The 12,664-nt window shown below is 58.7% G+C and carries 10 protein-coding genes; 5 read left to right on the top strand and 5 right to left on the bottom strand.

Annotation, left to right across the window (positions count from 1 at the left end; genetic code table 11):
- Nucleotides 1–82: 82 nt before the first annotated feature.
- Together ppc and HMPREF9237_RS05705 are read left to right on the top strand one after the other, a co-directional pair.
- On the top strand, nt 83–2,896 hold the full coding sequence (gene ppc / locus HMPREF9237_RS05710; protein WP_016442783.1) for a phosphoenolpyruvate carboxylase: 2,814 nt from the start codon (nt 83–85) through the stop codon (nt 2,894–2,896).
- Between the two features lie 257 nt (nt 2,897–3,153).
- A complete protein-coding gene (locus HMPREF9237_RS05705) occupies nt 3,154–3,747 on the top strand; it encodes a TetR/AcrR family transcriptional regulator (RefSeq protein ID WP_016442781.1) in 594 nt (197 codons plus the stop codon).
- A gap of 194 nt (nt 3,748–3,941) precedes the next feature.
- On the opposite strand, the gene HMPREF9237_RS09825 is transcribed toward HMPREF9237_RS05705, so the two are convergent.
- Entirely contained in the window at nt 3,942–4,583 is a 642-nt protein-coding gene (locus HMPREF9237_RS09825) for an antibiotic biosynthesis monooxygenase family protein (RefSeq protein ID WP_016442780.1), read from the bottom strand.
- Nucleotides 4,584–4,700: 117 nt separating this feature from the next.
- On the opposite strand from HMPREF9237_RS09825, the gene HMPREF9237_RS05690 reads away from it, so the two are divergent.
- The 3 genes from HMPREF9237_RS05690 to HMPREF9237_RS05680 are packed head-to-tail and all read left to right on the top strand — an operon-like array spanning nt 4,701 to nt 7,122.
- Complete coding sequence (locus HMPREF9237_RS05690; protein ID WP_155875943.1) at nt 4,701–5,441, top strand: AzlC family ABC transporter permease; 741 nt, start codon at nt 4,701–4,703, stop codon at nt 5,439–5,441.
- Nucleotides 5,438–5,758 carry an AzlD domain-containing protein gene (locus HMPREF9237_RS05685; RefSeq protein WP_016442778.1) on the top strand — a complete coding sequence of 107 codons (321 nt, stop codon included), beginning with the start codon at nt 5,438–5,440 and terminating at the stop codon, nt 5,756–5,758. Before HMPREF9237_RS05690 ends, HMPREF9237_RS05685 begins: the two co-directional genes overlap by 4 nt.
- 59 nt (nt 5,759–5,817) lie before the next feature.
- Nucleotides 5,818–7,122, top strand: coding sequence for a DUF6688 domain-containing protein (locus HMPREF9237_RS05680; protein WP_016442777.1), 1,305 nt, complete (start codon nt 5,818–5,820; stop codon nt 7,120–7,122).
- Between the two features lie 730 nt (nt 7,123–7,852).
- Here the strand turns inward: HMPREF9237_RS05680 and HMPREF9237_RS05675 are convergent.
- Genes HMPREF9237_RS05675 through HMPREF9237_RS05660 form a run of 4 tightly spaced genes read right to left on the bottom strand, consistent with a single transcriptional unit; the run spans nt 7,853 to nt 12,283 of the window.
- A complete protein-coding gene (locus HMPREF9237_RS05675; RefSeq protein WP_016442776.1) occupies nt 7,853–8,959 on the bottom strand; it encodes a sugar kinase in 1,107 nt (368 codons plus the stop codon).
- Nucleotides 8,956–9,603 (bottom strand): bifunctional 4-hydroxy-2-oxoglutarate aldolase/2-dehydro-3-deoxy-phosphogluconate aldolase, encoded by a 648-nt coding sequence (locus tag HMPREF9237_RS05670; RefSeq protein ID WP_016442775.1) that lies wholly within the window; start codon nt 9,601–9,603, stop codon nt 8,956–8,958. The genes HMPREF9237_RS05675 and HMPREF9237_RS05670 overlap by 4 nt, the downstream gene beginning before the upstream one ends.
- Nucleotides 9,603–10,685 carry a mannonate dehydratase gene (uxuA, locus tag HMPREF9237_RS05665; protein WP_016442774.1) on the bottom strand — a complete coding sequence of 361 codons (1,083 nt, stop codon included), beginning with the start codon at nt 10,683–10,685 and terminating at the stop codon, nt 9,603–9,605. The genes HMPREF9237_RS05670 and uxuA overlap by 1 nt, the downstream gene beginning before the upstream one ends.
- Nucleotides 10,685–12,283, bottom strand: coding sequence for a mannitol dehydrogenase family protein (locus HMPREF9237_RS05660; protein WP_039898995.1), 1,599 nt, complete (start codon nt 12,281–12,283; stop codon nt 10,685–10,687). Before HMPREF9237_RS05660 ends, uxuA begins: the two co-directional genes overlap by 1 nt.
- Nucleotides 12,284–12,664 lie beyond the last annotated feature (381 nt).

Below are 12,664 nucleotides of genomic sequence, written 5' to 3'. Positions count from 1 at the left end.
GCGTCGGTAAGGGCACACGCCACAGCTGTGCCTCGCCCGATACCGTGACGGTGAAATCCCCAAGGAGAGGCGAGTAGATCTAGTGAGCCACGACCAAGATATTCAGCTCCACGACTCCGTTGACCGCACCACGGCCCGCTCCACTGAAGATTTTGACGCCCCGTTGCGCGCGGTTGTGCGGCGCCTGAGCACGATGCTCGGTCAAGAAATCGCCCAGCAGCACGGGGAAGAAACCCTCGACCTTATTGAAAAAGTTCGCGCGGCTGCGCGTGACCTAGATTCGGAGACGGCGGCTTCGGAAGTGCAGCGCTCCCTGGATGATATGTCCACGGATACCGCCATTATTCTCACCCGCGCTTTCGCGGAATATTTCCTGCTGGCCAATGCCGCGGAACAAACGTTCCGTATCAAGGTTATCGGCGATAAAGAGCCGGCCGAATCCTGGGTGCCGCGCGCAATTTCCCGGATCTATGACGCGGTCGGGCTGGAAGGCCTGCAAAAAACCGTCGATTCGCTTGATATTCGCCTTGTTTTTACCGCTCACCCCACCGAAGCGCAGCGGCGCGCCGTGCTCACCAAGCTACGCCGCGTCTCGGAAATTGTGGAGACGGAAACGGAAGAAGGCAGTGAAGAACGCGCCCGCCAAGATCGCGAACTCGCCTCGGTGATGGAGAGTATCTGGCTCACGGATGAATTGCGCCGGGTACAGCCCACTCCTCTGGACGAAGCCCGCAATGTCATGTGGTATCTGCGCAGTCTCTACACGGATACCCTTCCCGATGTCATCACGGATTTCCGTGACGAACTGGAACGTTACGGTGCCCGCCTTCCGGAAGACGCAGTGCCGATTCGTTTCGGATCCTGGATCGGTGGGGATCGCGACGGAAATCCTTACGTCACGGCAGATGCCACCGCCGATGTGTTGCGGTTGCAGTCCAGCACCGCTATCGATATTGCGGTGTGGTTCGTCAACCGCGCGATGCTCAGCTTGTCCATTTCCTCGCGTCTTTCGGGCGACGACGCCGCACTGCTGGCTTCTCTGGAAGAGGACTTCCGCTTCCCGGACCTTGTGGATGAAGATTCGCGGGCTCTTTACGCGGAAGAACCCTACCGGCTCAAACTCGGCGCTATTCGCTCCAAACTCAATAATACGAAGGTGCGCATTACCACCGGGGCCGAGCACATCCCCGGCCATGATTACGCAACCGGATCGGAAATTCAGGAAGAATTCCAGCTGCTCCGCGATGCACTGCGCCGCCACGGTGCGGAACGGGTAGCCGATGGGCTGCTCGCCACCGCCCAGCAAATTATTCACGGGATGGGCCTAGGGCTAGTCATTTTGGATGTCCGAGAGCATTCCGAGAAGCATTTTGAACTGCTGAGTGAATTGTTCAATCGCTTTGGTGGGCTGGAGGCGGATTACGCAACGCTGAGCCGCGAAGAACGCACCGTGCTGCTGGGGCGGGAACTGGCTTCGGCACGCCCGCTGGCCCCCGCGCTCATTAACACCGATGATTCGCCGCTCACCGCGAGTTCGCAAAAGACTTTCGAGGTGTTCCGGGCGATTCGCCAGGCCCATAAGATATACGGGACCGATGCCATCACCACCTATTTGGTCTCGATGACCCACGGCCCCGATGACATCCTCTCCGTGGCCCTGTTGGCTCGCGAAGCCGGGATTATCGATTTGGAAAGCGCGGAGAAACGCGCAGATCTGGGATTCGCTCCGTTGCTGGAAGAAGTGCCGGAACTGCGCCGGGCCGGGGATATCCTCGATACCCTCCTTTCTGATCCTTCCTATCGGGAAATTGTGCGGCTGCGGGGTAACCGTCAGGAAGTAATGCTGGGCTACTCCGATTCCAATAAAGATGCGGGTGTGGTGACCTCCCAGTGGGAGATTCACCAGGCCCAGCGTCAATTGCGCGACGTCGCCGCACGCCACGGCGTGACCCTGCGGCTCTTCCACGGCCGTGGTGGCTCGGTGGGGCGCGGGGGTGGACCCACCTATGACGCAATTTTGTCTCAGCCCTACGGTGTCCTGGACGGGGAAATTAAGTTTACAGAACAGGGCGAGGTTATTTCCGATAAGTACACGCTGCCGGCCCTGGCACGAGAGAATCTCTCCCTCACCCTGGCTGCCGTGATGGAGGCCTCCGCCCTGCACCGCGAACCGCGCAATAGCAATGTGTCGCTCAGCCGTTATGACGAAGTCATGGATTTCCTTAGCGGTGCTGCGTACCAGCGCTATCGGGTTCTTGCCGATGATCCCGATTTGCCTGAATACTTCGTGACCTCCACTCCGGTGGAATTGCTGGGCGATCTTAATATCGGATCACGTCCTTCCAAGCGCACCACCTCGGAAAAGGGCTTGGATGGCCTGCGAGCTATTCCCTGGGTTTTCGGGTGGACCCAATCCCGCCAGATCGTTCCGGGATGGTTCGGCGCTGGTTCTGGGCTCCGGGCTGCTCGCGAAGCCGGTTACGGTGAGGATTTGAAGAAGATGGTGCGCGGTTGGCAGTTCTTCCGCACCACGATGTCCAATATCGAGATGACCCTGGCGAAAACTGATATGGATATTGCAGGGCATTACGTACGTACCTTGGTGCCTGAGCGTCTCCACCATATCTACGCGGAGATTCGCGAAGAATATGAGCTGACGGTGCGTGAACTTGAGGCCCTGCTGGCTGAGGATGACCTTCTTGATACCCAACCGGTTCTCCAGCGTACCTTGCGTATCCGTGACCAGTATCTCAAGCCCATCCATTACCTCCAGGTGGCGCTACTGGCGCGGGTTCGGGCTGATGCGGCTTCGGGCAAGGAGCAATCAGCTGATGAGCAGCGTGCTCTGCTCACCACGATTAACGGGATCTCCGCTGGAATGAAGAACACGGGATAAGCGTTAAGGAAACCGAATGAAGCGTGCGGCGAACTCACCGCGCGAGATGAGGCTCAGTACCGACAAGGGCGCCGGTGCTGAGCCTCATTTTTATCCGGATACCTTTCGAATGGCGGCGGCGCATGGGGGCTTCGGAACTCGTTGCTGCGAGCACCACCTCGGTTTCCCCATTTGTTAAGAAAAAACCTGTGTTTCGAGCGACACCGGAGTTATTTTTACACTAAACTGAAACCGTGGAACGAACGCATGGAAGAAAAGTGGGTAGGAAGCAACGCTTCAACGCTGACGATGTTATTCGGGCAGCGAAGGAGGTTGGCGTCTTTACCTTCACTATGAGTGATATAGCAAGCAAGATCGGCGTCGCGACCCCCGCGGTGTACCGCCTCTACGATGGCCGCCAGGACATTGTGGATGCAGTCGTTCGGCGTGCCGCCGATGAAACACCAATCGTGCTGGCGGGCACAGATTGGCACGATGCCATTGAGCAGGCAGATGCGAATCTGCGGCGCACCCTGGATGATTTCGTGGGTCTGGGTGAGGTGCTGCTGTGTAACCCGAAATTGACGGTGCACTTTGCCCGTCAGCTCCAAGGGCTCTCCCGGGCACTGGAAGATGGCGGTTTTTCGCATCGCAAGGCGGTGGCTTTCGCATTTATGGCAACCGGGCGGACTATTCTCCACTATGTTACGGAAAAGGCTTTCCGTAACATCGATCTGGAGGGTCTGGATGTCATGGAGAAAACCGGGCCGGATCTGATTCCCTTCCTCGAGGATGCGGCGGAGGATCCCGCGGGCGCTCTGGACGGATACGAAGCAGTGCTGCTCCGATATCTGGAAGACCGGGAGCGCTAGGCGCGGCCTTTTGCAGTAGTTGCGGGGCTGGAACACGACACCAGCTAGCGCACAAGAATCAACCTGTACACGGGCGGGTACCGAGGAAACGGTACCCGCCCCTTAGTTTGCCAGGCGGACATCATTCTTCCTGAATGATGTCCGTGTTTCCACAGCATCGTCCTCACCTCGCGCCTCAGCCCCGCATCCAGGACCTACCGCTTGGTGCTCTGCTGCACCACTGCGTACCCGTGCAGGGTCACGTCCAAGCCCCGATTCTTGGGCTGATCCGCGGTGTTATGCGGAGCACGTTCCCGGGCCTCAGCCCAGGAATCGTAAGAATCCTGCGAATCCCAGCCGGTGACCACGTAGTACTCCTCCACTCCGCGCACCGGGCGCCACAGCTCGAAGAAGGAGAACCCGGGCGCCGCATCCACGGCTGCCTTGCGCGCCGCGAAGCGCTGCTCAATAACCTTCTCCATCCCGGGAAGGAAGGATAGCGCTACAAGAGAAACAAAACCCGCCTGCGGGGTTTCCCCGTGCTCGACTTCGGGAAGATTGACTACATCAAATTCGAGCAGCTGCGCGCTCAGGTCCGCATGGGCAGCCGCGTGGCGGTTCTCCTCCATCTTGCGTGGATGTGCCGCTGGATCGCTACACCACGCGGTGAAATCTTCCTCGGACTCCCATTCGGTGACCACAAGGTAGCGCTCACCTTCGTTGAGTGGGCGCAGCAACCGGAAGGATAGGAAACCGGGCCGCTGATCTACGGCGCCTTCGCGCGCTGCAAAACGCGCTTCGAAGTGCTCGCCAGCACCTTCCGGAACAGAAATAGCATTGATTTTCACGACGGTCATGGAGGCTCCTTCACCTTGAACAATGGGACCTGCACCATAGTAACTCTCTTGGCGCCCCGCGCTCCGCATCGTGGAAACTTCACCCTCCGCTCCCCCGCCAGTGCCACAATAGGGCGCATGCCTTCCCACGTATCAGATGTACGCTTCGGAGCACAGATGGCCGCGGGCGCTGGCCTGGGAATGATCCCCCTGGGCATGGCCTTCGGACTTCTTGTCATCCAGTACGGCCAACCGTGGTGGTTAGCGCCCGCGCTGTCCTTCTTTATTTATTCCGGCTCGGCTGAGCTGCTCGCCGTCGCCCTCATTAGCGCACACGCACCGGTCCTCACGATTCTCCTCACCATCTTTTTCGTGAACGTACGTCACGTTTTTTACGCGTTTTCGTATCCCATCGCGCAGCTCACCCACCCGCTTGCCCGCATGTATTGCATCTACTCCCTCACCGACGAAACCTACGCGATCACCACCTCACATCCGGGCGTCTGGAACCAACGCCGGCTCATCTCTCTCCAAGCTGTGCTCCAGGCATGCTGGGTTGGTGGCGGACTACTGGGAGTGGCGATTGGCGGATTCCTTCCCGGTCAGATTCGTGGTGTTAATTTTGCGCTCGTCGCCCTTTTCATCGTCCTCGCACTGGACGCTTTCCACGCACGCCGCGATATTCCCGGCGTGCTCGGTGCCGGCCTCGCGTTCCTGCTGGCGCAGCTATGTGCGCCGAGCGCCCTTCTGCCCGTCGCGATGAGTCTTTTCGCGCTGTTCTTGGTGGTGCGTTTCGTGGTGCGCACTCGTGTCAAGAAGAACGACGACGCCGCACCTTCCCCGGGCGGCGCAGCAGGCGAGGTAGGTGATCTGCGATGACTGGCTATCTCCTGGCTGTCCTGCTCGGCTCTTTGGCTCTCATGCTGTGCCTGCGCGGGATTCCCTTCCTCATTTTGCATCCGCTGCGCCGCTCGCGCCTGGTTCGAGCGCTCTCGGTCTGGCTCCCGGTGGGAGTGCTGGTAATTTTGGCGCTGGCGATGGTACGCAACGAAGTCCTTCCGGTGTCTGCTGAATCTGTGCTGCACGTGAGCGTAGCCAGCGCCGTCACGATCCTGGCGCACGAGCTTTCTGGGCGCCGCATGCTCGTTTCCCTCGCCGCCGGTACCCTCACCTACATCGGCTTGCTAGCGATCTAGAATCTGGGGTGACGCTTGCGCCACCGGGGGCAAGCGGAAGACGGCTGAGGAGGATCCGGATGTCTCAGGCCCGCAAGCGTAGTTTCGTGAAGCGGCACCCCTACCTCACGCAGATTTTTCTTGCCTATGTTATTGCAGTCCCCGGGTATCTCCTCTATACCGCATATACGGGACAGCTTAACCCGGGGGCTTCGTGGGACCCTCAAGGTTTGATTTTTCTTTTGGTTTTCTTCGCCCTCCTCCCCTGGGTGACCACGTACCCGGTTATTCTCACCTGTTACCAGGTGATCGCGCTCATCACCGCAATACGGGGGAAGCCGCTGCCGGTTCTAGACGTAGCGCATGATGTCTGGACTATCTTTCTAGCGCTTAGTTTCCATTTGGCCGCTATCTCGATGAGATACAGGGTGGTCTTTTATGCCGATTGGTCGGAGCATCTCGTCAATGACCAGACGCATACGCCGGTCCACACTGATTTTCAGCCATTTTTAGTGCTGCTGTGCATCGTCTGCTCGGTAGCTTTTCTTTACGTGCGGCTCAAGCCGCTCAGCCAGATCCCGCCACTTCTCACGGTTCTCTGCTTCTCGTGCATCTATCTTGGCAACGCGATTGTTATCGTATGGACTATTCAAACATTCCGGCCTGGGGGAGCTGAAAATCTCATCCTGTTGTTGCCGGTCATCGCGGTAGTGTTGATCTCCGCGAAAACAATCATCGTGAAAATCCACGAATTTCATCGCCAAGAGCTCCGAGAGCCCCGGGAGACACCGGAAAGCCGGGAGGTCGGATCAGGCGTGCTCGCCTACCTGGAAAACATTCTTTCCCATGCCCGAACCTGGCCGCTGCTCGCTCTGCTCGGCCTGATACCCGTGCTGGGTATCTTCCTCCTTATTCTGGTGCTCTTCGGCCAGGAACCAAACGCCGCCATCAAAGCCTTCACGGAAACAAGCGATTGGACGCTTTCGCAGCGAATCTCCCCGCCCAATACCTACTACGACGAGCACTATTTATGCACCGTGGCAGCAGGCGGGCACCCGGCAGTGGTGAAACCGATCCGGGACGGAGTACGCGGCGGGCATCGCATCACCGTGAATCGCCAGCTTCTTATCGCGAATGCCTTCGAACAGGTTCTGGAAGAAAAGACCCCGAGGGCACATCGGGCAATCCGCAGCCTCTATAACCGTTACGGCTTCCCGCTCTCGCGACTCATCCGCACCCGCCTCGCAGCGGACGTCGTATGGCTCGCTATGAAACCCCTGGAATGGCTGTTCCTGGCAGTTATTTACCTTGTTGATACCCGCCCGGAGGACCGTATCGCAATCCAGTACACCGGCCGCCGCCGTGAGGACTTCACCGCCGGGTAATCTCAAGCGCAAGTTGAAACTGAACTAATAGCGCAAGGGTGTGCGTAATGTAGCTGCCATTGCGCTTTGATTCCGGGCAAACACTGCGGTCTTCCCGCGAGAGCCTCATGGACCTCACGAACTTCGATAGTCACATCGGCCCCGGGCGAGGGGGTATCTGTTTTCAGAGCTGTACTGCGCTTGTCGTACATGCAAAGTACGTCCCGAAAAAACACCCTACCTCCCGCGGGCGAGGTAGGTAGAGTGGGTCATTCTCAAGCGTCAAGGCTGCAAAACGTGCATTTTGGACTGTTAGGGGCACAGAGTGTACGCCACGGACATTGAATCGCGGAAAAACTGTCACCCAGGTACATTTTGTTAGCCGGCCTGGTCTCTCTCCTCCTCAAAGTGCGCATGTCGAACCATGGTCCCCGCCAAGCGCGCGTAGGGGACACGAAATCGCCCCGAAACGGTGCTCTCCCGCGCACTTTGTTTGCGGCACGGTTCACGGTGGTTCCGGGCCGGACCACTTCGTTTCCTGGTACGGTTCATGCGGCTCCGTGAATGCAGAGGGGAGCAGATCCGGATGTCCGGATCTGCTCCCCACTCATTGCGCTGTGTGCGGTGTGCGCCCTGAGCTAGCTCACTCGAAGGCAAGCCGCGCGATAGGCGCGTGACGCACGCCGCGGTTATGCGGCTTTAGCGCGTGGCGTACGCTGCACCTGTGCACCTCTGTGCAGCTTATACGGCCTTAGCGCTTGACGCGCGCCGAGCCACCGCGGGCGAGGTTCTCTACCTCGGCGCGGGTAGCCATGGTGGTATCACCCGGCGTGGTCATGGCGAGGGCGCCGTGGGCGGCCCCGAGTTCCACTGCCTTCTGGACATCACCGTATTCCATGAGCCCGAAGATAAGCCCGGAGGCGAAGGAGTCTCCCCCACCCACGCGGTCAAATATCTCTAGGCCATCACGCTGGGTGGCCTGCACGAAGCCCTGGTCACGCTTCCATGCCACTGCACCCCAGTCATTGATGGTTGCCGAACGGACCTGGCGCATCGTGGTACCGATGGCCTTGAAGTTCGGGAAGGTTTCTGCTGCCTTCTCAATCATCTTGTGGAAGGATTCCACCTGGAGATTATCGAGGTTTTCATTTGCGCCTTCGATTTCCAGACCGAGGCAGGCAGTAAAGTCCTCTTCGTTACCGATCATGACATCCACGAAGGGTGCCAGGGACTTATTCACTTCCTGCGCACGGGCCTTTCCACCGTGCAGATTCCACAGCGAGGGACGGTAGTTGAGGTCATAGGACACGACGGTGCCGTATTCCTTGGCCTTCTTAATAACCGCCAGGGCCGTTTCCGAAGCTTGCTCCGAGAGGGCCGCGTAAATCCCGCCGGTGTGCAGCCAGCGCACCCCAAGCTCGCCAAAGAGGTAATCGAGATCGATATCCTCCGGGGTGAGCTGCGAAATCGCAGTGTGGGCCCGGTCGGAACAGCCGACCGCTCCGCGCACGCCGAAACCGCGTTCGGTGAAATTGAGACCGTTACGAGCCGACTGGCCGATGCCGTCGTCGTCGACCCAATGAATAAAACGGGTGTCTAGACCGCCGGTGAGGATCAGATCCTCGAGCAGCAAGCCCACTTCGTTACGTACCAGGGAAGTGAGGATCGCACCGCGCTTCTGGAAAGCGCGCCGCAGGCCGCGAGCCACGTTGTATTCGCCGCCACCTTCGGAGGCAGCGAACTGACGCGTGGTGCGGATACGCCCGGCACCCGGATCCAGGCGAAGCATAACTTCACCCAGGGAGACAATATCGTAGGTGGTTTCCTCGGCGGATTTAATCGTCAGGGCGTCGCTCACTTGCGAATCTCCTTAGCTAGATCGGATGCTTCTTGGGACAGACGGGTGATCTCCGCAAAGTTCCCAGAGGAAATCAGGTCGCGCTTGATCATCCACGAACCCGATACGGACAGGATCGCCGGATCGGACAGCCACTCGGCCATATTCGCGAGCTTCACACCGCCCGAAGGCACGAAGTAGGTATTCGGGAAGGGACCGCGCAGGGCCTTGACCATGGGCAGCCCACCCGCTTCCCCACCGGGGAAGAACTTTACCGCGGTGGCACCGTACTCCAGGGCCATCATGATTTCCGTAGCGGTCTGCACACCCGGAAGGTAGGGAATTTGGCGTTCGGCTGCCACATCGGCAACACCGGCGCTCCAGCCCGGGGACACGAAGAACTTCGCGCCCAGGTCCGCGGCGGTTTCCGCCTGGGCCCGGGTGAGCACCGTTCCGGCACCCACCGTCATTCCCTCGATATCGCGCATGGCTTTAATGGCTTCCCCACCGGCAGCGGTACGGAACGTCACTTCGGCGCAATGGATACCGCCGGCGACGAGCGCGCGGGCCGCCTCGGGTGCCTGCGCGGCATCATCGATCACCACAACGGGAACAATGGGGTGGGTTTCCAGGAACGGACGAACGTCTGGAAGTTGCTGAGACACTACTTTGCCGCCTTCTTCATCTTGTCGATGCCGTCCCACAGCCCGAGGAGGTACTGGGTGCCCAGTGCCCGGTCATACAGCGGGTAGCCGGGGCGGCCTTCTTCGCCCCAAATCATGCGGCCGTGATCGGGACGCACGTAAATATCAGGGCAGGTATCGTAAATGGCTTCCACCGCGGCCTGCATATCGAGGTCGCCGTCCGCGGACCAGTGGGCCGCTTCCTTGAACGTCTTCTCCCCGAGGTACTTGACATTACGCAGGTGGGAAGCGGCGATACGGCCACGTTCGCCAACGTAGCGCAGGATCTCAGCAACGTTATTGGACGGGTTGGAGCCGAGCGAGCCGATGCACACGCACAGGGAGTGCATCGGGGAATCATTGAGAGCCAGGATTTCCTTGATGTCATCCAGGCTCTTGTAGGCACGCGGAATACCGAAGAGATCCCAGGCCGGATCATCCGGATGGCAGGCCATCTTAATGCCGACCTTTTCACAGGTGGGGATGATGCCGTCCAGGAAGTACTTCCAGTTTTCGCGCAGTTTCTCCACTGTCATATTCTGGTAAAGCGCCATGACTTCATCCAACTTGGCCAAGCGTTCGGGTTCCCACCCGGGCAGGGTGAGGCCGCCGGACTCTTCGGCCGTCTTATTGACGATATCCTGCGGGGTCATGCCTTCGATTTCGGAGTGATCGTAGTACAGGCAGGTGGAGCCGTCCTCGTTCACGTGAGCGAGCTCGGTGCGCAGCCAGTCAAAGACCGGCATGAAGTTGTACACAACTACCTTGACGCCGAATTCCGCGAGGTTTTCCAGCGTGGTGCAGTAGTTCTTGATGTACTCGTCACGGCTCGGAAGCCCGAGCTTGATGTCCTCGTGGACGTTGACGGATTCGATGATCTCGCATTCAAGCCCGGCTTCGTGGACCTGGTCGATGAGGACCTTGATTTCGTCCTTTTCCCAGTTCTCCCCCGCCGCCTTGTAGGACAGGGTTCCCATAATTCCGGACACGCCCGGAATCTGCTTGATGTACTGCAGCGGAATCGGGTCGTGACCTTCGCCGTACCAGCGGAATGTCATTTTCATTAGTTGATCTCCTCGTGAATAGTGGCACGCACAGCGCCGGGACCGGCAATGAGCTTGGTAAACAGAGCTTCGACCTTCTCCGCCAGCGGAGTGGTATACAGGTCAAGGCCGAAGATATTGGCATTGGACAGAATGGGCTTGAGCACGGCGTGAGCGTCAACGCTTTCACCGAGCTTAATTCCCTTGAGGTGCCCCTGGAGTTCTTCCAGCAGCGGATCGGAAGACGGCGTGAATTCTTCGCCATCGTCCGCGATACCGAGCAGGTACCGTGCCCACACCGCGAATACGAGCGGGATCACGCGCAACTTGTCCATATCCAGACCGCGGCGCTGATACTCCTGCAGCGTGACACCGAAACGGATCGGAATCTTCTGCGAGGTATCCATGGCGATACGGGCCGGATTATCGGGCAGCGCGCTATTGGGGAACCGCTCTTCGAGGACTTCGCGCACGAAGTCCTTCGGATCGATGATCCCCGGATCGGTTACTACCGGCATCGCTTCATCATAGGCGAGGATATTGACCATCTTCGCCAAATCGGGATCGCGCATTTCCGAATCAATGGTCGGGAAGCGCATAACCGTACCGGACACTGCCAGTGCGGTGTGGAGCGGATTGAGGCAGGTGGTGACCTTCATCCGCTCGAACTTATCGCAGGTTTCACGATCGGTGATGTACACGCCGTAGTCCTCAAAAGGCGGGCGTTCGGCCGCGAACTTATCTTCGATAATGAGGTATTCGGTGGGTTCGGCGTTGACAAACCCGGCAATCGGGGTGCGCCCGAGGTGGTCAATACCCATGTCGGTAAAGCCAAGACCGGTGAGGTATTCCGAAACTTCTTCCGAGGGTCGGGGGGTGATCTTATCGATCACGGAAATCGGGAAAGCAACCTTGGTGTCATCACTGACCCAGTCCAGGAATTCCTGGCTGAGTGCGCCGCGCTCCACCCACCCGCGGGCAATTTGCAATATCGAATCGCGCAGCTTATCGCCGTTGTGGGAGAAGTTATCCGCAGAGATGAAGTTAATGGGTGCTCCGCCCGCCTGGTAGCGATGCGCGAGGAGCCCGGCCAGCAGTGCCATGGTGTTTTCATGGTTAGCGTAAGGATCCGAAGCGATATCCGCGCGGGTAGCTTCGGAGAGTTCACCCTGGGAATCCTGAATAACATAGCCTTTTTCGGTAATGGTGAGAGTTACCGTGGTCATCTCCGGCTTGGTGAAAATCGAGACGAGCCGGTCAAAATCACCGTCGCGGCGGGTGGCCAGGCCATCAGCCAAGCCGGCGATAACGCGGGTATCGCGCTTGTCCCCGGAAAGAATAACGCCCAGGGTCAGCAGATCAAAAGCTTCGAGCTGCTTTTCCATTTCAGCGGGATCCATGGGAACCACACCGGTAATCGGCCAGTACTTGCCGTCTGCAAGCATGTCATCCGCAATGCGAGCCAAGAAAATCCGGAAAATATTACCCGGGCCGATATGCAACCAGCGCGGGTTGGTGCGCGCGCGCTCCTGCGTGGCGGCCACATCAAAAGCCGGAACTTGAATACCGGCCGCTTCGTAATCACTCGCGTGGGAAAGCGAGCTGAGATTGAGTTTCATATACATCACCTTTGATAGTTGGATCGGGACGGCTCCACGTGCGATCCACCGGCGGCCGCCCCGCAGGATCGCCGGCATGCGCCGCGTTCCTACCGTGAGGTCACCCGGTGAGTGAACACCGCTCCCGATGTCACCACCCAGTATTCCTTTATAAGACGACGAACCGGCCAGGCACCCCCGCACCCGTATGTTTCTTTACGTGAAACGCCCGTTCGCACGTATGAAATGATTGTACCTCATTTTCATTCCGGACGGCACCCCTGAGCGACGTATGAAGTATTCGGATTTCGGGCCTTTTCTTATTCAACACTGACTGCCTGATGCTCTCATTTCCATGTTTCACATATTGAAATCCCGCGGTATAATTTTCCCGGCCTGCAG

The sequence above is a fragment of the Actinotignum schaalii FB123-CNA-2 genome (genome assembly GCF_000411135.1).
GTDB lineage: Bacteria > Actinomycetota > Actinomycetes > Actinomycetales > Actinomycetaceae > Actinotignum > Actinotignum schaalii_A.
Note: the sequence above shows the minus strand (reverse complement) of the source record. Positions and strands in the feature narration are given on the sequence as shown.